The organism is Corynebacterium sp. KPL4072 (assembly GCF_037908395.1).
Lineage (GTDB): Bacteria > Actinomycetota > Actinomycetes > Mycobacteriales > Mycobacteriaceae > Corynebacterium > Corynebacterium kefirresidentii.
On the sequence record NZ_JBBMGE010000004.1, the window covers coordinates 39,491 to 65,032 of the forward strand.

Consider the following 25,542-nt stretch of genomic DNA (forward strand, 5'->3'; position numbering starts at 1 on the left):
CAGTGCCGCGCCCCATTGGCTGGCTTTCCAGCGTGGATGGTGAGGGCCGCGAAAACATCGCGCCCTATAGCCAGTGGCAAAACCTCACTTTCGATCCACCCATGGTGATGTTTTCGGCCAACCAATACCCGGATGGTCGCCGCAAGGACACGGTGCTTAACGCGGAGGAAACCGGCTGGTTCGTGTGGAATATGGCCACCTATGATCTACGCGAGGAAGTCAATAAATCCGCCCAGGTGCTTGACTATGGTGACAGCGAGTGGGACCGCCTTTCCGTTACTAAGGAGTATGCGGACAATCACCGCATTCCCATGGTGAAAGAATCCCCGGTGAAGTTCGAGTGCCAGTACAAGACCACGCTGCGCGTGCCCGGCAATTCTAAGGTGGGCAGCATCGACCTCGTGGTGGCGGACGTGAAAACCATCCATATCGATGAATCCGTCATCGATGAGGAAGGCAAGCTCGACATCCTCAAGATCAAGCCCATCGCACGCATGGGCTACTTTGACTACACCGTGGTCACAGAAAAGTTCGAGATGCGCGTGCCTGGTTCCGACGACGCCGCGCGCGCCGGGTTAGAGGGCAGCGCGTAGTGCATCGGCCATAGCCCGCTGACCCGCGTGGGTGGGGTGCATGGGAAAGGAATTAGTCTCCTGGCCCGTGAAATCCACCCACGGTGAGGGGGAGCAGGCGGTGTGGTCTAAGGCGGCGTCGGCAAGCACGTATATAGCCCCATTGCGCTCGGCGGCCTCGCGCACCGCCTGATTGATGCGCTCGATGGAGCGTGCCAACCATTCCCGGTCACTGGCCGGGATTTTTTCAATGTAGGGGCAGGTCTCGCCACGCTTAATCAATGGCAGGTAGCCGGTGGCTAGGACCTTCGCAGCGGGGGAGCGGCGGTGGATCTCCTCGTAGACCTTGTCTAGGCGGCGGGGCAGATCGCGGATTTCCAGGTCTATCTGCGGGCCGGATTCCGCCTGACAGATATCATCCGTGGCGCATTGGGTAAGGCGTACGAAGCTGGCGTCATTGCCGCCGATGGACAGGCTCACTAGGTCTGTGTCTTCCCGCAGGGCGTCGACCTGGGCGGGGTGTTCGCCGGCCGAGGAAAGCACATCGAGGGTGCTAGCGCCCTGGCAGGCTACATTGGTGAGCTCCGCGTCCATTTCCTTGGCTGCAAGCTCGGGGTAGGAATCCTGAGCGCGCACGCAGGTATTGGGCGGATCGAGCGGCAGCGTGGTTGAGCCCATGGCTGCATAGGAATCCCCCAGCGCGACATAGTGGGGTGGCTGCTGCTGCTCCTCGGCGGGGGTGGAACAAGCGGCGAGGAGGGCCACGGAAAGGAAGGGGATGTACCGGCGCATGCAGGCCATCGTAGATCATCCCGCAGGTGTCTCATATACGAGACAGTTGGGGTGCATGTGGCATGGTACACAGAGCTGGGTCACAGTACTTTATGACATGTGACGCTGAACAAGTCCTCGGGGACAGCCCCGGGACACCGGCCTAGGGGACTTGGGAGGGCGTCGAAAAAGCACGAAGAAAGGAAGCCATGTCTCAACCACGCGAAGTACGCGCCCCGCGCGGAACCGAACTGTCCGCCAAGTCCTGGCAGACCGAAGCGCCCTTGCGCATGCTCATGAATAACCTCGACCCCGAGGTTGCCGAGCGCCCCGAGGACCTCGTGGTCTACGGCGGCACCGGTCGTGCAGCGCGCAGCTGGGAAGCCTTTGACGCCATCGTAGAATCCCTCAAGGACCTCGAATCCGATGAAACCCTGCTGGTGCAGTCCGGCAAGCCGGTGGGCATCTGGAAGACCAATGAGTGGGCACCGCGCGTGCTTATTGCTAACTCCAACCTGGTGGGAGACTGGGCTAACTGGGAGCACTTCCGCAAGCTCGAGGATGAAGGCCTGATGATGTACGGCCAGATGACGGCCGGCTCCTGGATCTACATCGCTACCCAGGGCATCCTGCAGGGCACCTTCGAGACCTTCGCAGCCGTGGCCAAGAAGCGCTTCAACGGCACCCTGGCCGGCACCTTCACCCTGACCGGCGGCTGCGGCGGCATGGGCGGCGCACAGCCGCTGTCCGTCACCCTTAACGGTGGCGCCTGCCTCATCGTCGACGTTGATGAAACCCGCCTGAAGCGCCGCCAGCATAAGCGCTACCTCGATGAGGTTGTCACCGACCTAGATGAAGCACTCAAGCTGGTTCTTGACGCTAAGGAAAACAAGAAGCCGCTCTCCGTAGGCCTGGTAGGCAACGCCGCCGAGGTATTCCCAGAGGTCCTGCGCCGCCAGCGCGCCGGGGAATTTACCGTGGACATCGTCACCGACCAGACCTCGGCCCACGATCCATTGTCTTACCTGCCCTCTGAAATCACCATGGAGGACTGGCATAACGAGGCCAAGGCAGACCCGACCACCTTTACCAAGAAGGCTCGTGAGTCCATGGCGGCCCAGGTCCAGGCCATGGTCGAATTCCAAGATGAGGGTGCCGAGGTCTTTGACTATGGCAACTCCATTCGCGATGAGGCTCGCAAGGCCGGCTACCAGCGCGCTTTCGAATTCCCCGGCTTCGTCCCGGCTTATATCCGCCCACTCTTCTGCGAGGGCCTAGGCCCGTTCCGCTGGGCCGCCCTGTCCGGTGACCCAGATGACATCAAGGTCACCGACCAAGCGCTCAAGGAGCTCTTCCCGGATAACGAGCACCTGCACAACTGGCTCGACGCCGCCGAGGAGTACGTCGAATTCGAGGGCCTGCCGGCACGCATTTGCTGGCTCGGCTATAACGAGCGCCACAAGGCTGGCCTGCTCTTCAATGACCTCGTGCGCGAGGGCAAGATCAAGGCTCCTATTGTCATCGGCCGCGACCACCTAGACTCCGGCTCCGTGGCCTCCCCGTACCGTGAGACCGAAGCCATGCTCGATGGCACCGACGCTGTAGCTGACTGGCCTCTGCTCAACGCCATGACTGCAGTTTCTTCCGGTGCTACCTGGGTTTCCCTTCACCACGGCGGCGGCGTAGGCATGGGCCGTTCCATCCACGCCGGCCAGGTTACCGTTGCGGACGGCACCGAGCTTGCTGCGGCTAAGCTGCGCGCCGTGCTGACCAATGACCCGGGCATGGGCGTTATCCGCCACGTTGATTCCGGCTACACTCGCGCAAAGGAGGTCGCCGATGAGCGCGGCGTCCGCATTCCAATGGAATTCAAGGCAAGGGACTAGATGAGCACACTTTTTACCGGCATTTCAGAACTCCGTACGGTCAGCGAGCGCGGCACGCTTAACGACGCCGCCCTGGTAGCCGAATCCGGCACCATCTCCTGGATTGGCCCGGCATCCGAAGCGCCGGCCGCCGATGAGAAGGTGGACCTGGGTGGCCGCGCCGTCCTGCCAGGATGGGTCGATTCGCACACCCACATGGTCTTCGACGGTGACCGCTCCGCTGAGTTTGAGGCCCGCATCTCCGGCGGCTCCTATGAGGCTGGCGGCATCGCCGTAACCATGGACGCCACCCGCCAGGCCGGCACCGACCGCCTAGACAAGCTGGTGGCAGATCGCGTGGCCGCTGGTCGTCGCGGCGGCACCACCACCTTCGAGACCAAGACGGGCTACGGCCTCAACACCGAGTCCGAGGTAGAGGCCGCTAAGGTCGCGTCCCGCCACGTAGATGACGTGACGTTCCTTGGCGCCCACTTGGTGCCGCCAGGGGCAGACGCGGAAGACTACCTCGACGAAGTCGTTGGCCCGATGCTTGAGGGAGTAGCTCCCTATGTGCAGTGGATCGACGTCTTCTGCGAGCGCGGAGCCTTCAACGAGGAACAATCCCGGCGCGTACTGGAAGCCGGTAAGAAGCTAGGCCTTGGCCTGCGCGTGCATGGCAACCAGCTGGGCGAAGGCCCAGGCGTGGCCCTAGCCGTGGAGTTGGGTGCGGCCTCGGTAGACCACGTCAATCACTTGAGCGACGAGGACGTAGAACTGCTGGCTAATTCCGATACAGTGGCCACCATGCTGCCGGCTTGCGATCTTTCGACTCGCGAGCCGCTCGCCCCAGGCCGCAAGCTTCTCGACGCCGGCGCAACCCTCGCCATCGCCTCCAACCTCAACCCCGGCACGTCCTATACCTCCTCGATGAACTACTGCGTGACCACCGCGGTCCTCCAGCAGTACCTGTCCGTTGATGAGGCCATCCACGCGGCGACCACCGGTGGGGCTACCGCCCTGCGTCGCCACAACGTGGGCAATGGTCTCGACCCGCAGGGCCGACCCGCTAAGGGCACCATCGTGGAAGGTGCCGCCGCCGACCTGCACGTGCTCGACGCCCCCAGCGCCGTGCATTTGGCCTACCGCCCAGGCATGCCGCTGAGCTATCGCACCTTTATCGCCGGAGCCTAGCGCTCTTCTAGAAAGGTCGCCGCTATCTGATATAGCCGGCGGCCTTTTTCTTTTGTCATATGTAGCCACGCATCCTTCTTGCCGATAAAGACTGCGCGCGATCCATCCGGATCTTCTACCATAAAGAGGGTTTCTTCGTCTTGTGCACCGTGGACAGTCCACGACTCTGGGTCGTAGAGGCGACGAAAGCGCCCTAGCTCTATCTCTACGTCCCTGCGGGTGAAAGCCGGTGGCCGGTAGGGGAGGTTGTCGGGACCATAGTCCTTTCGCGGGCCTTTTCTTTCTCCGCGCTCAAAATCGCTATAGACCTCGCTCACCTGGGCACGCACCAGCCCATTGTCGTCCTCCGTGGATTCTATGCGCAGGCATAAAGGGTGCCGGGGCCGTGAAGTAAAGCAGGAGTATAGGTGGCCTATCTTCGGCTTATCGACGGCACTAAAGGTCACAAACTTGCCCCGGGATGCGAAATCAAACTCCACCGGAAAGTAGGTTGTTTTCTCGTTGTCCACCACGCTGCCGAGGCTAAGAAGCTTTGGGCGTGCGGCGTATTCCGTGCAGTGAAAGCGCACTGGCTCTAGCTCCACCACATAAAACTCAAAATTATCCTCCACCCCGGTTATGCGAAAGACGGGGTTTAGATGAAAGCGGCGGTCTGTAATGTGTACAAACTCGCCCTGCTGTGGCCGACGGCTGCGTCTAGTGGGATATATCAGGCCCGTAGACAGCGAGGACAAATATAGGTCTACCGGCGGGTCCAGTTCCGTGCTGAACCCAGGGTAAGAACTTAGCTTGGCGCGGATACGTGCTTGGTCGTCAAGGAATCGTGGGCGTGGATGACTCATGGGCTGCACAGTAGAAGACCGCCCCGACACCATACTTCGGTGTTTTCACTTCGGTGTTTTCGAACTGCTTCGAACAGTGCAGGAAATCTGGGCTGGGAAAGCCTAGGAGCTGTGCAATGGAGTTTATAGCTGCAATCGCGTAGGGTTGGTGAAGCAATGAGCATTACCGATAACGCCACCGGCGGCGTCAACGAGCCGGAAGATTTTAAAAAGTCGGAATCTCAGGACAACTCGCAAGGTGTCACCAAGGACACCAGGGCTGCGAATACTTCTGAGGACACCGGCGCTGAGTCTCAAGACTCGGCCAACGACAACTCCCAGGGGTTCGCACATCTTGGCCTGCCAGAGAAGATTCTGGAAGCCGTTGCGAAAGTAGGCTTTACCAAGCCGTCCCCCATTCAAGAAGAAACCATCCCGATCTTGATGGAAGGCCGCGATGTAGTCGGCCTCGCTCAGACCGGTACCGGCAAAACTGCGGCCTTCGCGCTGCCAGTTCTGTCGCAAATTGACGCTAAAGCCCGTCACCCGCAGGCACTTGTGCTCGCGCCCACCCGCGAGCTGGCCCTGCAGGTGGCAGACTCCTTCCAGTCCTTCGCCGAGTCCCTCAAGGGCGTCGAGGTACTGCCTATCTACGGCGGTCAGGCCTACGGCATTCAGCTATCCGGTCTGCGTCGCGGTGCGCAGGTCATCGTGGGTACTCCAGGTCGTGTCATCGACCACTTGGAAAAGGGCTCGCTGGACCTGTCTCAGCTGCAGTTCCTTGTCCTTGATGAGGCCGATGAGATGCTGAACATGGGCTTCCAGGAAGACGTTGAGCGCATCTTGGAGGATACCCCGGACCGCAAGCAGGTGGCGCTTTTCTCGGCCACCATGCCGAACGCTATCCGTCGCCTGTCTAAGCGCTACCTCGACAACCCTGCCGAGGTCACGGTGAAGTCCGAGCGCCGCACCAATGACAACATCACGCAGCGCTTCCTTCTTATCCCGCATCGCGCGAAGATGGATGCCTTCACCCGCATCCTTGAGGTCATTAATTATGATGCCATCATCGTCTTTTGCCGCACGAAGCACGAGACCGAAGAGGTAGCCCAGACCCTGCGGGACCGCGGTTTTAGCGCCGCAGCCATCAACGGTGATATTGCGCAGGCGCAGCGCGAGCGTACCGTCGATCAGCTCAAGGATGGCCGTCTGGACATCCTCGTGGCTACCGATGTTGCCGCTCGTGGCCTCGACGTCGACCGCATCACCCACGTGGTTAACTTCGATATTCCTAACGACACCGAGTCCTACGTGCACCGCATCGGCCGCACCGGCCGCGCGGGGCGCTCTGGCGAAGCCATCCTGTTCGTCACTCCGCGCGAGCGACGCATGCTGCGTTCCATTGAGCGCGTAACCAATGCCCGCTTGGAAGAAATGGATTTGCCTTCCGTCGATGAGGTCAATGAAAAGCGCAAGGAAAAGTTCGCGCAGTCCATTACCAACTCCATGGACAATAAGCAGGCGGACTTTTTCCGCTCTTTGGTACGCAAGTACTCCGAGGAGAACAACGCGGCCATGGACGATATTGCTGCAGCCCTCGCCGTTATGCTGCAAGGCGGAAAGAACTTCCTGATGGAAGACAAACCGCTTCCGAAGCCAAAGCGCGACCGTCGTGACGATCGCAAGCGCGACCGCGACTTCAAGGGTGGCGGCAAGGGCCGTGGGCCAAAGCGGCCGGATGGTGACTTTGAGACGTACCGATTGGACGTCGGCAAGCGGCAAAATGTGCGCCCGGGAGCCATCGTGGGTGCCATCGCCAATGAGGGTGGCTTGTCCGCCAAGGACTTTGGCCGCATCACCATCGCGGTAGGCCACACCTTGGTGGACCTGCCGAAGAATTTGGATCCAGCTGTGCTCAAGCGCCTAAAAGATACGCGCATTTCCGGCCAGCTCATCAATATTCAAAAGGACACCGGCCGACCACCACGCCGTGATCACGGCGGTGGACGCAAGCGCGGTGGACGCTGGCGCGACTAAATTTTTCGACTCAATGGGCCTCTTCGGAGGCCCATTTTTTCATACGCTGTGACCAGCAGTTTTACTATAAACGGGGGTAGCGTGTCGGAGCGATTTTATATACTAAAAGCGCAAACATGTTCTAGGGAAACTTCTGCGGGGGAAGTCTATGAATGCGCCCTACTTTGCCAATACCAATTCACAAAATTCAACCTCACGAGCAGCTACAACCATACGCAAGGCCGAATACTTGTTATGGAGGCGCCTGCATCCAGATCCGGATGAGGATATCGAAATCATCAGCCAATCGTTGTCGGACCTTACTGGTACGCGGCAGTCTCGAATTAGAAATATTATCTTCGCCTTTGAGCGCTTAAAGGAGCTACCACACCTTCAAGCGCGGCAGGAAGAGCTCTACCACCTAGATTTAGACCGCTTAATTACTATCGACCAGACACTTTCCAAGCTAGGGGAGATTGACGCCGATAAACGGCTGCTTATCGACGCCGAATTAACCACCTACCTCACCCCCAAGCGCCCCAACCAAAAATTGCCCTCCCATCGCAACCTGCGGCGTAAGTTGCGGGAGCTTATTGTCCGCCTCGATCCCACTATCGCCGCACGCGATCCACGCCGTAAGGAGTCTTATAACCTCGAGCCCACGGGAGGGGAGTGGGCTGCAGTTTGTCTCGACGTGGGCCTAGAAACCGCCGAAATCATTGACCGAAATATCCGCAGCGTGGCTACGGAGAAGGACATTTCCTTGGCCCAAGCGGCAGTTGCTCTGCTCACCGGCAGGGCTGAAGCCAAGGCGAAGGTGGTGCTCAATATGTACCGCTGCGATCTTCCTGATGCGCCAGCCTTCGTTCAAAGTTTGGGTTGGGTCTCGCCAGAGGTTGCCGACGACATGCAAACGCGGGCGACAACCGTCCGCGATATGGAAAAGGCAGCACAGGACGAAAGTGGAAACTACGTAACTCCGCCCCATATCCGTGCCTTTGTGGAAGGACTCGACGGAACCTGCCGATGGCCCGGCTGCACGCGGCCAGCAATGGCTTCCCAGATGGACCATCGACACGACTTTGCCGAAGGAGGGCCTACGGCGGCGGCCAATCTTGCGTGCCTATGCCAACATCACCACAACATCAAGACTGATGGGCGGGCCTTTTATATAAAGGATCCGATTAGTGGGGACATAGTCTGGCTTTTTGAGGATTCCACGTGGGTCTATGACGAAGCTAGCGGGCCACTCGCAGCGAAAAATCGGAGGTGGGCGCAGACGGTGGCGCAGGCGACACAGCGGCGTCGGCACAATGCGCACGAGGATGCACAGAAATTGAAAGAAGAGCTGGAAAACGAGAAACGGGACAGCAAAGAAACTGTCCCGGAAGAGTAGATGGCCTTCTAGAAGACCAATTAGAAGTGGACGTACATCAGGATTAGGCAGATGATCCATAGGAGGTTAAATACGCCACCGAACGCGGACAGTGGCTTCTTTGCCGCCGCGTAGTCAAAGGTTTCGTTTGACTCGAGGGAGGCCATTGCCTTCTTCTGCTTAGGGATGATGACGAAGAAGAGCAAGCACCACGCGACGATGGCAACCAAGATGGCGATGTGGAAGTTTACCTCGGACTTGTAGGCGCTGATATCGGAGAGAAATACGCCGAGCCCGAGGATAGGCACAATAGCGGAAATGTAGCCATAGGTATTGGTTATGTTATGCAGAACGCGGGCGGAGCCTAGTGCTGCGTGCTCACCTTGTGCTGCCTTTGCCATCTGCGTCTGGAAGCTGGAGGTAGATACGCAGACTGGACCGATTAAGAGAATAGCTGCGGCCACGTGGAGGAATACAAGGAAAGTAGTCATTGAAAGAACCCTTCAATCGCGGAAAGTTGCCACAATTACCCTAATCAATTTCCGGTGAGTAGGGCTATCCGACATTGCCTTTGCATGGCGCGCACGTCCGCGGAAGGGAGCGGAAGCGAGTACTTGCGGGCGATGTCTGCGAGGCGGCGAGAATATTCGCAGCGGTTGGTCGGCGGAAGCCATTCGGCAGGAAGAGCATCTGACTTTTCTTGGTTGAGCTTGCGGCTGGTGGCTACGAGATTGAGCGGATCGTTGCCAAAGCGCACTTTGGTCTCGCGGTCCCACTCGGAAGCGCCCATGTCATAGGCCGCGGAGAGCGGAAAGATGTGGTCGATCTCTATGGGTGAAGTGGCAGGAATGGTGGTGCCACTATAAGGGTCATAGACGGTCCCACTGCGGGCATGGCAATCGTGGAGGGGATCGCTGGCCTGGCTTTCCAGAATGGCCTCGCGGGTGCTACAAGCACCGTGGGGCTGCCAGATGCCGAAATCATCGCGATTGTAACCAGCGGCGTTAGGGCGTGCAGCTACGGTATCGACCTCAAAACGTGGAAAAGGCCACGCATACCATGCGCCGATAAGGACGGTGACGCATGATAGCGCGGCCAGATAATAGGACTTCATGTCCTATTGGACTGCGTGGAGTCCGTGATGGTTCCGATTATTTATCGGTGACCTTTTCCGCGGCCTCCTCGAAGTCGAGGCTGGAGTCATTTTCCACGAGCTTGGCCAGCTTGGTGGCCTCTTCAAACTCGCTAACAACTTCCGGTGCTGGCTCCTTGGTGAGCTTGGTGACGATGACCGCCACAATGAGGGCCAGGAAGAAGCCAGGAACCATCTCGTAGAGGGTATCGGAAAGCGGAGACATGCCCCAGCCGATGGCTACGATGGCGCCGGTGAGCATGCCGGCAATCGCGCCGGTGGCGTTGAAACGCTTCCAGTACAGGGACAGCAAGATGATTGGGCCGAAAGCGGAACCGAAGCCTGCCCACGCAAAGCCCACAAGGCCAAGGATGGAGTCAGACGGGTTGATCGCCAAGAGGGCGGCAATGACCGCGATGGCAACGATTGCGGTGCGGGAGAGGTTGATGAGGACCTGTTCGCCTGGCTTCTTCTTGGCAAAGATGAGGAAGAGGTCCTCGATGAGGGAAGTAGAGACGACGAGCATCTGGGAAGACATGGTGGACATGATGGCGGCTAGAACCGCGGTCAGGACGAAGCCTGCGGGCAACGGGTGCATCATGGCCTGTGCCATGTCCAGGAAGATGGTTTCGAAATTGTCCTGGTCGGTGATGCTGTGGCCGGTTTGGGTGAAGTAAACGGTGCCAGAGAGCGCGACGAAGATTGCGCCGATGACGGACAGGCCCATCCAAGTCACGCCGTAGAAGCGGCCTTGGCTGGCGTCGGAAGGCTTACGCAGCGCCATGAAACGGACAACGATGTGCGGCTGGCCAAAGTAGCCCAAGCCCCAGGCCAGGTTGCCGATGATAACGCCGGCGGATACGCCTGCGAACATGGAGAAGTAGCTGTCATTTTCTACTACGCCATCGGTGCCATAGGGATTATTGGCGGCAAACGAGAAGATCGAGGATGGATCGCTGAGAGAGACAATGGCCATGATCGGCACGATCATCAGGGCGACGAACATAAGAACGCCCTGGACGACGTCCGTGTAAGACACCGCCAAAAAGCCGCCGACGAAAGTGTAGAAGATGGTCACCGCAGCGATGACGAGCATGCCGGTGAGGTAGTCGCCACCGAAGGTGGACTCGAAGTAGCGGCCACCGGAAACCATGCCGGAGGAGACGTAGAAGGTAAAGAAGAAAATAATGATGGCTGCGGAGATGATGCGCAGCAGGCGGGACTTATCGTGCAGGCGGTTTTCAAAGAAGGACGGCACGGTAATGGAGTTGGCCGCGATTTCCGAGTAAGAACGCAGGCGCGGTGCGACCCACTTCCAGTTAGCCCAGCAGCCGACGAGCAGGCCGATGGCCATCCACAGCTCGGACATGCCGGAAAGGAATAGAGCTCCGGGCAGGCCCATGAGTAGCCAGCCGGACATATCGGATGCGCCAGCGGAAAGAGCCGCTACGAATGGGTGCAGGCCACGGCCGCCCAAAACATAATCGCCATATTGGTCGGTTTGTTTGTAGCTCCAGTAGCCAATGGCTGCCATTGCGAGGAGATACACGATCATCGCAATGACGTACCAAGTTGAATCTTGCACGTTTTACTCCTTGTAGTGATATGTAGGACATATTCACGTTAACGGGGTCACAAGGTTAACCCAAGCGAAAATACAGGTGTGACGCATGTCTCCGTTTGGATTTTCTATCGTTCAACTGGGGAAAGAGGGAAATATAACGAGCGTGTAACAAACTTGGAAGGGCTGCTATGCTGGCGGTTATGGCTTCTTACCTCGTGCATGGACTGTGGCTCCCCGTTACGGGGCTTGGTCTGTGGATTGAACAGGTAGAAGGGCACAAGATTGTCATGCCCAATGCCGTTCCTGAAGGCACCTTCCCGCCGGCGGTAGAGTCCATCCTGGGGAAGAAATCTTTCCGCAACCGGGCGCGGGTCTCGCTGCGCACGCCCAAGGGCAAGGACGTGTCCTTGATGGTGCCGATGGCAATGTTCGGCCCAGAAGAGGCCGTCGCGGCGCTTACTCAGATGGAACACCTGAATCACAAGCCGCCTGCCACCATCGCCCCTGACCTCCAGTGGCTGCTCCATGCCTACAGTGGCCTATGCAAATTCGTGCGCGCCGGGCGCGTGACGTTCCGGCTGGCCTACCAGGCCAATGAGTGGTTCCCCATGTGGCAGCTGGCCTCCGGCTTGGGGGAGCGCGGGTGGCTTGCAGAGATGATGGCAGCCGCGCCCGGCATCTTGCATGTTAATAATCGGGCACTGTCGGATGACATGGCCGATGAGCTCACGCACTGGATCGCGTTTCGAGAGCTGCGGCCCGTGGCGGAAGCACCGCGGCCGATGCCGTGGCACGAGTTCGCCCGCGCCCTGCTCGATACGCGGCCGATCCGGCGTGGGCGCGCGCAGCTTTTGCGCGGGCTCAATGAGTGGAAGAATTCCATCTACGAGGTGGAACTCCAATTGGTCTACATCGTGGAAGAACCGGCAGAAGATGACCCGGATGCGGCCAAGTGGCCGGTGCGCGTGCGGGTGCGCTCGGGCACGGATGCTCCGCGGCCGGTGTCAGCGCAGAGTCTGGATAGGGCGAGCGTCGAAAAGCTGCGGGAAGCCCACCGCAAGGCTGTGCGCATCGCGCCCACGCTGGGGGAGACCGCACAGCTGCCGCAGCCCGGCGACGGCGACTGGGATGTCTACCTAGAAACCCACCAACTTACCCATTTTGTTACGCACGAGGTGGACAAGCTCAAGGCCAGTGGCGTGACTGTCATGCTGCCCAAGGCCTGGGCGCAGATGGAAACGAAGGCCAAGCTGGAAACCCACGAGGCCCGCGATCCGGCCGAGGCCGCCACTAAAAAGCACATTGGCATGAATAAGCTGGTGGACTATAACTGGCGCATGTCCGTGGGCGATGTGGAGTTGACCGAGGAAGAAATGGAGGACTTGGTCAATTCCAAGTCCGGACTTATCCAGTTACGCGGCAAGTGGGTCATGGCCGATAAGCAGGTTGTCTCCCAGGTCTCCGGATACATGGATGCGCTGCGGGAGAAGTCCCTGGCGCGCAAGAAGAAGGAACTTGAGCAGCTGGCCGCTACCGCGGAGATAGCCAAGCAGCTCGGCGAACCCGGTTGGGAAGCCTTAATGGCGGACGTGGAGCGGCGCCGCCAAGAGTTCAACGAGGGTGGCGAAGAACACGAGCAGGTTACAGTGGCTGAGCTGCGCGAGCTGGCGCTCGAGTCCATGACCCAAGAACCCATCGAGTTCACTGGCAGTACCTGGCATACGGCCCTGCTTGGCGGGGTGGACAAGGTCGCCCCAGAGCGCGTGGACATTCCCAAAACTGTCCATGCGGAGCTGCGCGAGTACCAGCGTCGCGGCGTCGACTGGCTGTATTGGATGTCTCGCAATGGCATAGGCGCCGTGCTTGCCGACGACATGGGGCTCGGCAAAACCCTCCAACTACTGTCCCTTCTCGCGGTGGAAAAGGAGCGCGGTGAGCAGACTGGCCCCACGCTCGTCGTGGCGCCAACCTCCGTGGTAGGAAACTGGGCGCGCGAGGCGCAGCGCTTCGTCCCAGATTTCAAGGTTATGGTGCAACATGGTCCAAGCCGCCCGCGGGGCGAAGACTTCGCTCAAGCCGCTACTGAGTGCGACCTGGTTATCACCACATATGGCACCGTGGGCCGCGATTTTAAGGACATGGGCGAGGTAGGCTGGCAGCGCGTTGTTCTAGATGAGGCCCAGGCCATCAAGAACTCCGCGACGCGCTCATCCAAGGCCGTGCGCTCGCTGCCCTCGGAGCACCGCGTGGCGCTGACCGGTACCCCGGTGGAAAATCGCCTCTCGGAGATGCGCTCCATCCTGGACTTTTGTAATCCCGGAGTATTGGGCTCCGCCTCGTTCTTCCGCAATCACTTTGCTAAGGCCATCGAGCGCAATGATGACGAAGAGATGTCTGAACGCCTGCGCCAGCTCACCGCGCCGTTTATCCTTCGCCGTGTGAAGACGGATCCGAATATTATCGACGATCTGCCTGAAAAGTCCGAGCAAATCCTTACCGTGTCCATGACCACCGAGCAGGCCGCCCTGTATAAAGCACTGGTCAACCAGGTGAAAAAAGACCTGCAGGAAGCTACGGGAATGAATAAGCGTGGGCTGGTGTTGTCCTCGCTCACCCGTATCAAGCAGATTTGTAATCACCCCGCGCATTACCTGGGCGATAGCTCGCCGGTGACGCTCAAGGGCAAGCATCGCTCCGGCAAGGTTAAAGAACTCATGCGCATCGTGGACGAGGCCACTGAATCCGGCGAGCGCCTCTTGGTCTTTACCCAATACAAGGCCTTTGGCGATATCCTGCAGCCATACCTTAGCGATCAGCTCGGCCGGGAGATCCCCTTCCTCCACGGCGGGGTGAGCAAAAATAAGCGCGACCAGATGGTGGAAGACTTTCAGTCCGAGGATGGTCCGCCGGCGATGATCCTTTCGCTCAAGGCCGGCGGTACCGGCCTGAACCTGACGGCTGCTTCCATCGTCGTCCACATGGACCGCTGGTGGAACCCGGCGGTGGAAAACCAGGCGACGGACCGCGCCTTCCGCATTGGCCAGCGCCGCAATGTGCAGGTATATAAGATGATCACCGCGGGTACGCTGGAGGAATCTATCCAGGACATTTTGGATGGTAAGACGCAGCTGGCCGGCGCCGTCGTGGGCGAGGGCGAGGGTTGGCTCACCGAGCTGGACCCAGATCAGCTGGCCGCACTCATGAGCTACCGGGGGAGGGAGTAATCCATGGCTGTTAAAGGCGATGACAACGTTATCTATGCCAATTTTGGTACCCGCAAGCGGGTAAGCACCCCGGCTGAGGTCAATCACGTCGACCGCAGCGGGCGCATCCTGTCCACGACGGCCTCGCGTATCGCGGCCTTTACCTCCCACGGTGCGGATCGCGGCCGGATTACCCGCGGCCGCCAGTATGCCGAGGGCGGCCACGTCGTGGGGTTGGAGGTGCGCAACGGCGCCATCCACGGCCGCGTGGCCGGCTCCCAGAATGAGCCCTTCGCGGTGCTCATCCAGTTGCCCTACCGCAATAATGACGATATTGCCCAGCTGGCCACCGAATTCGCCCGCACCCCCAATTCCGTTGCCAATGCACGCAAAGGCCTGCTTGCCGACGCCGCCCTAGACACCCTTTTCGCCCCCGAGGCCGAAGACCTGCGCCTGACCTGTGACTGCCCGGACGGCGAGTACGTGTGCAAGCACATCGTGGCGGTGGGCGATAAGCTCGCCACCCGGGCGGATGCGGACCCGGCTGTCATTTTTAATATGCGTGGCTTGGACTTTGCCCGCCTGGAGCGCATGGTCCTCGAACAGGCTAAGACAGTCAGCCGCGAAAGCTTTACCCCAAGTGGGCTGTCCGAGGAAGAAAAGAATGACATCTTCTGGAACGGCCGTGAGCTGCCCAAGCTGCCGCAGCCCAAGGTAGCCCCGGCCATCGATGACTCCGATCCGGACCTCTTGCGCAAGGCCATGCGTTCGGTTTCTCATACCAACCTGGATCTTCTGCGCGCGGTATCCGATATTGAAGACCTCTACTACCACCTCACGCACTAATGACTGCTACCACGTTTATCCATACCTCCGATTTTCAGCTGGGCATGACCCGCTGGTTCTTGAAGGGCGAGGCCCAGGGCCGATTTAATGATGACCGCGAGGCCGCGATCATGCGGCTGGGCGAGCTGGCCGAGGACACCGGGGCGGATTTCATCGTCGTAGCCGGCGATGTCTTTGAGCACAATTCCCTCTCCCGCGAAATCCTCGCCCGCGCCACGGAAATGTTTAAGCGCCTACCTGTACCGGTCTACGTCCTGCCCGGCAATCATGACCCGCTGGTGGCGGACTCGGTCTTTTATAAGACCAGCGCCGATAATGTTCACGTTATTGCGGACTCCCAGCCGATTGAGGTGGCCCCCGGTGTGGAGCTGGTTGGCGCGCCTTATCTGTCCAAGCGCGCGAACCACGACTTAGTCCGCCACGCTCTCGAGCCGCTGGAGCCGGCCGAGGGCATTCGCATCGCCGTTGGTCACGGGCAGGTGGATTCCCGCTCTGGCGAGGATGACGCCGATACCATCGATCTAGCCTTCGTTGAAGACTGCCTGGATCGCGGGGTGATTGATTACCTGGCGCTCGGCGATACCCACTCCACCGAAAGCCTCGGCACCACCGGCCGAGTGTGGTTCTCCGGCAGTCCAGAAACCACGGATTTTAAGGAAACGAGCACCGGCGGCGGCGAGTCAGATTCTGGCAATGCGCTGGTGGTGCATGTGGGGGATCGCGTGGGGGATGAGGTGGACGTCGAGAAGCGCCGCATCGGACGCTGGACTTTTGAGGCAGTCGATGCCGCCGTGGATTCCGCCGAAGACGTGGACCTGTTCTTGGCACGCTTGGACGAGTACCCGGATAAGGTGCGCACGGCCGTGAAATATAGCCTGCGCGGCACGCTCGGCGTCGAGGCCCACGCCCGCCTGCAGCGCGGATTAGATGAGTACGAGGCCGTATTTGCCTCCCTTCGCCCCCGAGAGCGCACCATGGATCTCTACCTCGAGCCCAGCGAGGAAGAACTAGCTAGCCTCGATATTTCCGGCTACGCGGCCGAGGCCCTGCAGGAGCTTCTGGATAACCGCGAGGATCCCGTCGCCCGCGACGCTGCCAACTTACTATTCCGCCTGGAGGGACAGTCCTAATGCGCATCCACCGCCTAGAACTTAATAACGTCCGCGGCATTGAGCACCTGGTCCTGGATGAGTTGCCAGAAACCGGCGTCGTGGTCATCCACGGCGAAAACGAGGCCGGCAAGTCCACCATCGTGGAGGCGCTCGACGTGGTGCTCACCGAAAAGCACAGTGGCCGATCCAAACGCATTCGCGCCCTGCAACCGGTGGGCAAGGACGTGGCGCCGGAAATCACGGCTGAACTTAGCGTAGGCGACTACCGCTTTAGTATTGCCAAGCGCTGGCTTTCCAAGAAATCCTGCGAGCTACACATTTCTTCCCCGCGGCCGGCGCAATTTACCGGCAGTCAGGCCGATGATGAGTTGGAGCGTATTCTCTCGGAACACTTGGACCGCTCGCTTGTCGACGCCCTCTTTATGCGCCAAGACGACACCGGCGAGGCCATCTCGGCCGTCGGCATTCCTAGCCTCACCCGCGCCTTGGAGCGCGAATCTGGCCTGGCCGAAGAAGAGGTCTCCGGCGATGATTCCGCGCTCCTTGCCCGCGTGGACAAGGAATACCAGCGCTACTTCACCGCCGCGAAGGGCAACCCAGCCGGCGAGTACAAGGAATCCGCCGAAGCCCTCGCGCAGGCCGAGGAAGAACACGCCGAGGCCACCCGCGTACTGCGGGAGCTGGACTCCGTGGTTGAACGCTACGAGCAACTCCAGCGCGACCAATCCGCCGCCGAAGCCGAGCTTCCCGCCGCCCGGGCCGATCTCAGCGAAAAGCAGACCCAGGCGGAGGAAGCCGCAACCGCGCAGGCCACGCTGGATTCCCACAAAGCCACGCTCGAGCGCGCCATCGAGGATCTTGCCCGCGCCCAGGCAGCGGTTACCGAGCGCGCCGGGCTCGTCGCCGCAGCCGATGAATCTGCCACGGCTGCCAAGGACACCGAGCAGAAGCTCACCGGCGCGCAAGAAAAAGCTCAAGAAGAAGCTGCGGAAAAAGAGTCACTGGACAAGCGGCTGACGGAGGCAAAAGAGGACTATGCCGCGGCCCGCAGCACTCTCAAACAGGCTCGCCGCCTGCAAGATAGGCAGAGATTTGAACAGTTAAGCGCCCGGTTGGAATCACTCGACGCCCTCGCCGCCGAGGTAGACCAAGCCCGCGCGGCCATTGCCCAGCGCGGACGCGAGATCACCGCGGCCGATATCAGCAGCCTGCATAAGGCGGACTCGGCGCTGTCTGTGGCCACGCGCCTGCACGAGGCTGCGGCCGCCAAGGTGCACTTTTCGGGTCCGGATGGTTCTAGGATCCGTGTTGATGGGGAGGACGTCGAGATAGGCGAGGACACCGCCATCGAGCTTGTCGACGCCCGAGTTATCACCATCGGAAAAATTACCGCTCGCTTCTCCGCTGGGTCCTATTCGGCCGAAGACACCCTGCGCGATGTGGAACAGTCCCGCACGCGGCTGCAGGACCTGCTCGATACCCTTGGCGTGGATTCTGTAGGAGCGGCCGAAAAGACCCATGAGGAGCACCGCGCGCTCAACGACACTCTGGATGCCGCCACCCGGGCTCTTGCCGTGGAACTGGGGCCGGATGATTTAGGCGACCTCCGCGCCCAGCATTCCGCTTTGTCCGAGAAGGTGGCGGACCTTGAAGATGCGGGCGAGGTAGATCTTGCTGCCGCCGAAGCCGCCGAAGAAGCAGCCAGCGAAAAAGTCAATGCGCTCGACCGCGAGCTTGTGCCGTATCGCGAAAGCCGTCTTGCCCACGAGGTAGTGCGCTTAAACGCCGAACTGACCGCCGCCCGCGAGAATGCACAGCGCGTGACCAGGGAGCTCGCCTCCGCGCGCGAGCAAGCCGCCGACGAGGCGCTCCATGCCGAAGTCACCCGTTTGGAGACCGTCGTGGCGGAGCTGCGCGGGCAGCTGGAGCAGATGGAAGCGGTTGATCTTGATACCGCCAATTCGCTGGTAGAAGGCGCACAGTCCCACCTGGAATACCTCACCGGACGCATCCAGCGTAGTGAGGTGGACCTTGGCAGGCTGTCGAGCGAAATCAACTTCCACTCTGGTGCCGCAGAGCGCGCCCAGCAGGCCACCGCAGCGGTAGAGATGGCTCGCGCGGTGTACGAGAGCGTAAACAAGCGCGCGCAAGCAGCCCGCTATCTGCGCGAACTTTTACTCAAGCACCGCGATGCCGCCCGCCAGCGCTACGCCGCGCCCTTCGTGGACGCACTCTCACAGCTGGCTCGCACCGTCTACGGTGGCGATATCACCTTCGAGCTCGATGAAGATCTCCGCGTGACCGCCCGTACCCAGGATAAAGAGACGGTGAACCTGGCCAGCTTGTCCGGCGGTGCTCGCGAGCAGTTGGCCATCCTCACCCGCTTTGCCATCGCGCAATTGGTAGGGGCGGAGTCGGTGCCGGTCATCGTGGACGATGCGCTGGGGTCTACCGACGCGCACCGCCTGCAACTCATGGCTACGCTCTTTTCCCACGTGGGACGGGATAACCAGGTATTGGTCTTTACCTGCATGCCGGAGCGCTATTCTCGTGTGCCGGGGCGCAGCGAGCGCGCCATTGCTTCCCTCAAAGGGGTAATCTAGTGCCATGCCTTCTCAAACTCGCTGGTTAGACGACGAGGAGCAGGAACTATGGCGCCTGCTCCTTGGCGCTGTGCGCAAGATTAATAGGGGAATGGATGAAACGCTCAAGGCCGGCGGCGAGGTATCTGCCTCCGAGTTTGCTGTCCTCGTTGCCTTGTCTGAGGCACCGGAGCAGCACCTGCGCCTGCACGAGTTGTGCACGCAGCTAGAGTGGGATCGCTCCCGCGCCTCCCACCAAGTAACCCGCATGGAAAAGCGCGGCCTGCTTTATAAAGAACCAGACGCGGTAGATGCCCGTGGGATCAATGTGTGCGTTACTCACGTGGGCCTAGAACACTTGCGGCGCGCCGCCCCCGAACACGTGGAATCAGTCCGCCGCATGGTTTTTGACCACCTGCAGCCCGAGGACGTGCCTGCGCTGCGGCGCTTTTTTAACGGCGTTTTGCAGGCCAAAAACCTCCCCGGCTATGAGGGATACGTGCCAGATTCGCTACTACACGGAAGGGATTAAGCTCCATGATGGGACAAGAGCTCTTTGAGCACCCAAAGAAACAATATAAGACCTACGGAATCACCGCGTTGGAGGAGCTTAGTCCACGCATCGGTGACCCCGAAGCGCACCTGGATGATGCCGCCAGCGAGGAACAAGTCTCCGCTATGGAAGAGGCCCTAGAGGCCTACCCAGACTCCGTGTTGACCTATGACCAAGACACCGAGCTATGGATTGTCGGCGCGGAAGAGGACATCGAGCGCATGCTCGCGGACCGCGAGTCTTTCGTAGAGGCACTGCTCAATAACGAGGACCCCGGAATCTAAAGGCGAAATTTCGGCGTCAATCAAAAGTGCGAGGAATGCGGCCTTATAAGCACTTAACTGTTAAGATATCCGTAGTTAATCCTCGGTGGATCGAAAGGTTTTATCATTATGAACGAGCGTGAGGCTCAGGAACAGCGCGAAGCAGCAGCTCGCGACAAGGGCAATGGCTGGGTTCCCGTATTCCTTCAGTGGATTCCTTCCATGCTGCTAGCCGTAGTGATGCTGGCAGCCATGTTCTTCGGTATGTACTACATCGAGCACGGCACCTTGGACATCACCCAGCCGATCACCAACGAGTTCATTACTCAGTAGCTTCGGCACATAGAAGAATCCGGCTCCCCCTTGCACACGGCAGGGGAGCCGGATTATTTTTATTTGCCCACCGCCTGGCGCCAGGTCATCTTGCGTCCATTATTCAAAATGGCGCGGCGGTAAATTCGACCGACTAGCACGATAATCAGTGCGGTCACCACAGCCATGAGCACATAGCTAGCCAGCAATCCCAGCCAGCTGAGGTTGCCCCCGGCCACCTGCATCGGAGCGACCAGCATGGAAACCGGCGGCAACCAGGTCATAACCTGCATCCACGTGGCATCCAGATGCATCCAGCCGAACATCGGTACATACATGGTGGCAAAGACAAGGAACAGAATCGGTGCCTGCGTGGACTGGAGATCCTCGGTGCGCTGCACCATGGAGCCGGCTGCAGCGTAGAGGCTGCCAAAGAAAAGCAATCCTAAAATCTCGCCTACAAGGAGGACGGCTACCAAGCCATAGTCCAGCTCGAGGTCACTAGCCAGGCCGGACGCAGCAATCGAAATCGCGCCACCGCCCAGGATGAGGAGGGTGGCCAAGAAACCGACGATGGTATTGCCCAAAATCTTGCCGGCTAGGAAGTCCACCGGGCGCACGGAAGATAAGATAATTTCCACCACGCGGGAGGACTTTTCCTCCGTGACGCGGCCGCCAATCAGGCCAGCGAAGGTCATGATGGAAAAGACCACTGCCATTGCGCCAATGAGGACCGTGGCTACGCCGGCCATCTTTTGTTCAGTGCCGTCCTCTTCTTCTAGATTCACCTGATTTACCGTGGTCGACGGGGTAGCCTTTTCTAGCTCCTGCGGGTCAATATTGAGCTTTTCCAGCGCCGTTGCTTGTGCTTGAGAAGAAACGATTTGGTTGACGGTGGTAGTTACCGCAGCAGGCGTATCGCCCTTGCTCAAGAGATCCCAGCCGTCGTTTTCTGCCGGCACGAGGGCGGCATCGGCCTCGTCATTTTCCACCAATTGCTGGGCTTCCGCGCGGTCTTTCGCTGCTGTGGCATCGATGCCGGAATCTTTGAAGGCGGACGCTTCCATCCCCACGACGGCTACGGAATCAGGTTCTTCATCGCCGCTGAAGAAGCTGATAGCAATTGGGGCGATAATGGCGCCGAGGATGAGGAGCAGCATAGTGCCCACTACCATCTTCGACTTCAGCGCGACTGCCATTTCACGCTTGGCTACGACGCCGATGGTCTTCATTGCGGAATACTGCATGGCTTAGGCCTCCTCATTCTGGTTGCTGGTGACGACGTCCTGGAAAAGCTCGGTCAGGTCTGGGATCTTGCGGCCGAAGGAATGCACTGGGCCAGCGGCTAGGGCAGCCTGCAGGATCGTCTGGTCATCAACGCTGGAATCTGCTTGGATTACCACGGTGTCGGGAGTTTCGGCCACCAGCTCCGTGCCCTCCGGGTACCAGCCGCGTGCTGGGGTAGCGACCTCAAAGCGCGGCGGGCCCTGGCTGCGCAGCTTATCGACGCCCCCTTCAGCCACCATATGCCCCTTCGTCACGATGCCCACGCGGTCACATAAACGCTGCACCAAGTCCAATTGGTGCGAGGAGAAAATGACGGGAACGCCACGGTTGGCGCGCTCGCGCAGCATATCTGACATCACGTTGACTGCTACTGGGTCCAGACCGGAAAAGGGCTCGTCCAGAATCAGCATGTCTGGGTCGTGAATCAGGGAGGCCGCGAGCTGTACTCGCTGTTGGTTGCCCAAGGAGAGGTCATCGAGCTTATCGTCCATGCGCTCGCCCAGGCCTAGCTGCTCAAGGAGCTCAGCGCCGGCGCGCTTGGCGGCAGACTTGTCCATACCGTGCAGCGTGCCAAGGAAGACCAACTGGCTGAGCAGCGGTTCTTTCCCGTAGAGGCCGCGCTCTTCTGGCATATAACCAATGCGGCGGCGGTTATCGTCATTAATCGGGGCGTCATCAAAGTAGACTTCGCCGGAGTCTTTCGCCAGCACACCTAGTGCAATGCGCATGGTGGTGGACTTTCCGGCGCCGTTGGAGCCGACAAACCCGAAGATTTCGCCCTCGCCAACGCTAAAGGTCATATCCCGCAGGGCTTGCGTCTCCCCGAAGGACTTATTGAGGTGGTCAATGGTCAAGGTGGGCATATTAGTGCTCCGTGTTCTGGTTGAAGGTTAGTGCGTAGCCGACGGCGGGCAGGGTGGCAGAGATGAAGAAGCTAAAAAGCAGAAAATAGCCGGCCCCAAGTAAGTATTTGGTACCAATAGTGCCGGTAATCCCTCCTCCGAGGAACCAATTTCCCACGAGGAGCGTGGCGAAACCGCCGACAAATAGCAGGGAAGTAGACAGCTTGAAGGCCCTGCGGCGCCACTCATCCAGGACCTGGGCTTCATATTCATCGAGAAAAGACAGCGGCTTGCTGTCCTTGGAATCGATGGTTATGCGCAGAATGGTCCACGGGACGCACGAGAGGACCATTGCTACAGACATGGCCAAGAGAGACCAGTAGGAGGAAAACGCTAGTGCGCAGATGAGGGAAATCGCGGAAATGGCTACGCACAGATACATAGACGCGATTAATCCACGGGTGGGGCCTGGTCGGCGGAACCGCTCGGCACGGACCTTTGTAGAAACAGGGTTGTCGTTTGCTGTCATGCACCCAAGTGTTGCATAAACCCAACACTCTGGCAAGAGATTCTGCAGATTTTCTCTGGGTTGACCCTGACGTGGCGTAAGGCGCGACAATGAAGTCATGGACGACATCGATGAAGTTCTCTATACCGTTGGCGAGGTAGCAGCGCTCTTCCGTATTACGGTGCGCACGCTGCATCACTGGGAGGCGCAAGGTTTGCTGTCACCCACGTGGCGCAGCTGGTCCAACTACCGGCTATATACCGAGGAAGACTGTGCCCGAGTGCAGAAGATTCTCATCTACCGCGCCACTGGTATGAAATTGACCGATATTAAACAGCTGCTAGATGGCGCTGCCTCCGATATAGAACATTTGCAGAGGCAGAGGGAAAGCTTGCTTGCCCAGCGCGACAACCTCAGTGAAATGCTGGCAGCGATTGACACCTTGATGGAGGATGCAATGAATAAACGAAAGCTCACTGTGGAAGAAATCGGACACATTGTCGGCGATGCTAACTTCGCCGCGCATCAACAAGAAGCTGAAGAGGCCTATGGTTTGAGCGAGGACTGGGCAATGTATCAGCAACGCACTGCCGACTGGTCGAAGCAGAACTGGAGCGATGCGCAGGCGGGTGTGGCCGAGGTAGAGGAAGAGCTGGCCCAGGCTGTAGCCAGTGGAGTGGCACCGGACTCGGAGGAGGCCCAGGGGCTCGTCGAAAAGCACCGCGCAGCACTCAGCGCCTTCTTTCCTGTAACGCCGGCAAAGCACTTCTTAATTTCCCGCGGCTACGTTACCGATGAGCGCTTCCGTGCTCACTATGAGGCGCAGCAGGAAAGGCTTGCCCAGTGGCTGGCGGACGCGATTGAGTATGCGGCTAAGGTACAAGGGGTGGATACCGCCAATCCGGAGTGGAAATAGTTAGCGGGCCGGAAGATAAATAAACCGCTGGCCACCAGAAAGTACTGGTGGCCAGCGGTAACTGTGTCCCCGACAGGGATCGAACCTGCGACCTTCGGTACCGGAAACCGATGCTCTAATCCGCTGAGCTACGGAGACATCGCTGGGAAAATTCCCAACGATGTGATTTTAGCGCATGGGGTAGTGGGGGACTAAATCAACCCAGGGGCATCGGTCGTAGTGACCTCGCCGGTGCGCAAATAGTGCACGCCAATGTCATCGACAACCTTATTCTCGGAGGCAAAGTGCCCATGGCCAGGGCCGTGGACGGTGACTACACGCGACTGCATCGGCTTGGAGAGGCTCGTGTGGTACTGGTACGGCGTTTGCGGGTCGCCTGTTGCCTGAATCTGGAGGGGCTTGGTGGCGAGCTTGGAGCCGTCGAGAGGCGCCTGTCCCGTGATTGGCGTACGGCCACCGCAGCCCGCGCCGGAACCGTACATGGAATTGATGAAGGTGAAGGGATCAACGCTGACGAAGTAGGCCCACAGGTAGCTCGGGTATAGCAGCGGATTGCTGGGCACGGTGTTTTCATTGCAGACAATGAGGTTTTGCATATTCATCGCTTGAGTGACGGACTCTTGATGTTTGCGCAGTGCCTCAGGGTCGGACTGCTCGTCATCCATAGGCTCGCTGCCATTTAAGTGCTTGGCAAAAGCGTCCCACTGCGCAGGGACCGGAACGAGGGTGCGCGTCATGGTTAGAAGCGGGGAGGAAACCTGCACGGCGTTGGGGTTTTGAATCTTCTGGCTGAGGAACTCCGCCTGCACGCGCAATGGGCCGGTGGCCGACATAATGTCCGCACCGGGCTGACCGGCAAATTCGAGGCCTGGAGGTAGGTCACCAATCTTGGCGTTCGGTGGCAAGACGGTAGGGCGTACACCTGCCTCACGAGCTACCTTTTGAGACCACTTTTCATAGACCTGCAGCGGGGTAGTGCCGAGGTGGTACTTCGCATCGTTTTTGGCAATGAAGCCGAAGAGATCGTGCAGTCCCTTTTCATAGCCGCGCTGCTGCGAAGCAAAGATGCCATTCCACGCCAGCTTGGGGCTCATTCCGGAATCCAATAAGACTTTGCCGGTATGCTCCGGATACTTGGTGGCGTAGGCGGAGCCGAGGTACGTGCCATAAGAGGTTCCGGCGATGTCAATCTTTTCCTCACCCAAGGCGCGGCGCACCATTTCCCAATCCTGCAGGGTATTCGCGGTGGTCAGCGAGTTGGTGTAGCCCGGCGTGTGCTTTTCGCAGGCATCGCGGGTGAGCTTTCCCACCTGCAAGCTTTCCTGGAGGGGATCACTGGTGGCCGTGGCATCGCACTTGACTGGGGTGGAGCCTGGAAGACCGCGTGGCTGTACGCCGATAGTGTCCCATTCATCCCGCACGGCCTGTGGCCACGGAGCGGCGCTATTGCCGGCCCATCCATAGGCATCGCCACTTGGGCCGCCAGGGTTGGTAAACAATGCGCCACGGCGGTTGCCTGGGTTGGCGGCGGGCACCCGCACGAAGCCGACGCTAATGGTGCCGGCCTTCGGGTTGTCATAGTAGGTAGGGACTTCGATGCGTCCGCATTCGGCCGAGTCGATGTCTACCTGCTCGGGGCAGTCTTCCCAGGAAATAGCGGGCTTGGTTTCCAGCGGCGCGGGTGCAGGTGCGGCCGTAGCAATCGGTGCAGTAACACCAATCGTGACCGCAGCAGCACCGAGCGTGGCCGCAAACTTAGAAGAAAAAGAAAGCATAGGTTAGGTCTCCAGAATAAAAAATAATTGGTAGAC

22 protein-coding genes and 1 tRNA gene are annotated in these 25,542 nt (G+C 59.4%); 13 read left to right on the forward strand and 10 right to left on the reverse strand.

The features are described from left to right. Nucleotides 1-2 precede the first annotated feature (2 nt). Entirely contained in the window at nt 3-593 is a 591-nt protein-coding gene (locus WMP97_RS05180) for a flavin reductase family protein (protein ID WP_259824381.1), read from the forward strand. On the opposite strand, the gene WMP97_RS05185 is transcribed toward WMP97_RS05180, so the two are convergent. Beyond that, complete coding sequence (locus WMP97_RS05185) at nt 576-1,364, reverse strand: SGNH/GDSL hydrolase family protein (RefSeq protein WP_340439960.1); 789 nt, start codon at nt 1,362-1,364, stop codon at nt 576-578. The two genes, WMP97_RS05180 and WMP97_RS05185, sit on opposite strands and share 18 nt — an antisense overlap. Before the next feature lie 188 nt (nt 1,365-1,552). Between WMP97_RS05185 and WMP97_RS05190 the strand changes: the two genes are divergently transcribed. After that, nucleotides 1,553-3,229 carry a urocanate hydratase gene (locus tag WMP97_RS05190; RefSeq protein WP_239206546.1) on the forward strand — a complete coding sequence of 559 codons (1,677 nt, stop codon included), beginning with the start codon at nt 1,553-1,555 and terminating at the stop codon, nt 3,227-3,229. Next, the gene (gene hutI / locus WMP97_RS05195) at nt 3,230-4,399 is read left to right on the forward strand and encodes an imidazolonepropionase (RefSeq protein WP_023021800.1); all 1,170 of its coding nucleotides are present in this window, start codon (nt 3,230-3,232) and stop codon (nt 4,397-4,399) included. On the opposite strand, the gene WMP97_RS05200 is transcribed toward hutI, so the two are convergent. Beyond that, nucleotides 4,396-5,241, reverse strand: a complete 846-nt coding sequence (locus WMP97_RS05200; RefSeq protein WP_340439961.1) for a hypothetical protein — start codon at nt 5,239-5,241, stop codon at nt 4,396-4,398. The two genes, hutI and WMP97_RS05200, sit on opposite strands and share 4 nt — an antisense overlap. A gap of 156 nt (nt 5,242-5,397) precedes the next feature. On the opposite strand from WMP97_RS05200, the gene WMP97_RS05205 reads away from it, so the two are divergent. Both WMP97_RS05205 and WMP97_RS05210 read left to right on the forward strand, forming a co-directional pair. Then, on the forward strand, nt 5,398-7,257 hold the full coding sequence (locus WMP97_RS05205) for a DEAD/DEAH box helicase (protein WP_239208277.1): 1,860 nt from the start codon (nt 5,398-5,400) through the stop codon (nt 7,255-7,257). Nucleotides 7,258-7,405: 148 nt separating this feature from the next. Next, the gene (locus WMP97_RS05210; protein ID WP_340439962.1) at nt 7,406-8,632 is read left to right on the forward strand and encodes an HNH endonuclease signature motif containing protein; all 1,227 of its coding nucleotides are present in this window, start codon (nt 7,406-7,408) and stop codon (nt 8,630-8,632) included. A 20-nt stretch (nt 8,633-8,652) separates the two neighbouring features. Here WMP97_RS05210 and WMP97_RS05215 read toward each other — a convergent pair whose 3' ends face one another. From WMP97_RS05215 to putP, 3 genes are read right to left on the reverse strand one after another with little or no spacing between them, the layout of a single operon-like run. Then, nucleotides 8,653-9,102, reverse strand: coding sequence for a hypothetical protein (locus WMP97_RS05215; protein ID WP_023021796.1), 450 nt, complete (start codon nt 9,100-9,102; stop codon nt 8,653-8,655). Nucleotides 9,103-9,146: 44 nt separating this feature from the next. Next, nucleotides 9,147-9,725: an HNH endonuclease family protein gene (locus WMP97_RS05220; protein ID WP_023021795.1), complete on the reverse strand. Its 579-nt coding sequence runs from the start codon at nt 9,723-9,725 to the stop codon at nt 9,147-9,149. 37 nt (nt 9,726-9,762) lie between these two features. After that, a complete protein-coding gene (gene putP / locus WMP97_RS05225) occupies nt 9,763-11,328 on the reverse strand; it encodes a sodium/proline symporter PutP (RefSeq protein ID WP_340439963.1) in 1,566 nt (521 codons plus the stop codon). 167 nt (nt 11,329-11,495) lie between these two features. Here putP and WMP97_RS05230 point away from each other — a divergent pair, with 167 nt between their 5' ends. The 7 genes from WMP97_RS05230 to WMP97_RS05260 all read left to right on the forward strand — a co-directional run bounded on the left by WMP97_RS05230 (nt 11,496) and on the right by WMP97_RS05260 (nt 20,199). After that, nucleotides 11,496-14,531, forward strand: a complete 3,036-nt coding sequence (locus tag WMP97_RS05230) for a DEAD/DEAH box helicase (RefSeq protein ID WP_239208279.1) — start codon at nt 11,496-11,498, stop codon at nt 14,529-14,531. A 3-nt stretch (nt 14,532-14,534) separates the two neighbouring features. Further along, entirely contained in the window at nt 14,535-15,356 is an 822-nt protein-coding gene (locus WMP97_RS05235; protein ID WP_086588051.1) for an SWIM zinc finger family protein, read from the forward strand. After that, nucleotides 15,356-16,486: a metallophosphoesterase family protein gene (locus WMP97_RS05240; RefSeq protein ID WP_340439964.1), complete on the forward strand. Its 1,131-nt coding sequence runs from the start codon at nt 15,356-15,358 to the stop codon at nt 16,484-16,486. The genes WMP97_RS05235 and WMP97_RS05240 overlap by 1 nt, the downstream gene beginning before the upstream one ends. Continuing rightward, nucleotides 16,486-19,071: an AAA family ATPase gene (locus tag WMP97_RS05245; protein WP_340439965.1), complete on the forward strand. Its 2,586-nt coding sequence runs from the start codon at nt 16,486-16,488 to the stop codon at nt 19,069-19,071. The genes WMP97_RS05240 and WMP97_RS05245 overlap by 1 nt, the downstream gene beginning before the upstream one ends. 4 nt (nt 19,072-19,075) lie before the next feature. Beyond that, nucleotides 19,076-19,582, forward strand: a complete 507-nt coding sequence (locus WMP97_RS05250; RefSeq protein ID WP_200287721.1) for a MarR family winged helix-turn-helix transcriptional regulator — start codon at nt 19,076-19,078, stop codon at nt 19,580-19,582. Between the two features lie 5 nt (nt 19,583-19,587). Next, a complete protein-coding gene (locus WMP97_RS05255) occupies nt 19,588-19,887 on the forward strand; it encodes a hypothetical protein (RefSeq protein WP_023021788.1) in 300 nt (99 codons plus the stop codon). A gap of 108 nt (nt 19,888-19,995) precedes the next feature. Beyond that, nucleotides 19,996-20,199, forward strand: coding sequence for a hypothetical protein (locus WMP97_RS05260; RefSeq protein ID WP_034668134.1), 204 nt, complete (start codon nt 19,996-19,998; stop codon nt 20,197-20,199). 59 nt (nt 20,200-20,258) lie between these two features. Here the strand turns inward: WMP97_RS05260 and WMP97_RS05265 are convergent, their stop codons facing one another. Genes WMP97_RS05265 through WMP97_RS05275 form a run of 3 tightly spaced genes read right to left on the reverse strand, consistent with a single transcriptional unit; the run spans nt 20,259 to nt 22,836 of the window. Then, nucleotides 20,259-21,425, reverse strand: coding sequence for an ABC transporter permease (locus tag WMP97_RS05265; RefSeq protein WP_316330778.1), 1,167 nt, complete (start codon nt 21,423-21,425; stop codon nt 20,259-20,261). Nucleotides 21,426-21,428: 3 nt separating this feature from the next. Continuing rightward, on the reverse strand, nt 21,429-22,328 hold the full coding sequence (locus WMP97_RS05270; RefSeq protein ID WP_316330779.1) for an ABC transporter ATP-binding protein: 900 nt from the start codon (nt 22,326-22,328) through the stop codon (nt 21,429-21,431). Between the two features lies 1 nt (nt 22,329). Further along, nucleotides 22,330-22,836, reverse strand: coding sequence for a hypothetical protein (locus WMP97_RS05275; RefSeq protein ID WP_316330780.1), 507 nt, complete (start codon nt 22,834-22,836; stop codon nt 22,330-22,332). Nucleotides 22,837-22,933: 97 nt separating this feature from the next. On the opposite strand from WMP97_RS05275, the gene WMP97_RS05280 reads away from it, so the two are divergent. Continuing rightward, entirely contained in the window at nt 22,934-23,731 is a 798-nt protein-coding gene (locus WMP97_RS05280) for a MerR family transcriptional regulator (RefSeq protein ID WP_340439967.1), read from the forward strand. A gap of 64 nt (nt 23,732-23,795) precedes the next feature. Here the strand turns inward: WMP97_RS05280 and WMP97_RS05285 are convergent. Next, nucleotides 23,796-23,869: transfer RNA gene (locus tag WMP97_RS05285), tRNA-Arg, on the reverse strand. Nucleotides 23,870-23,922: 53 nt separating this feature from the next. Next, nucleotides 23,923-25,506, reverse strand: coding sequence for an alpha/beta fold hydrolase (locus tag WMP97_RS05290; protein WP_316330782.1), 1,584 nt, complete (start codon nt 25,504-25,506; stop codon nt 23,923-23,925). Between the last annotated feature and the right edge of the window lie 36 nt (nt 25,507-25,542).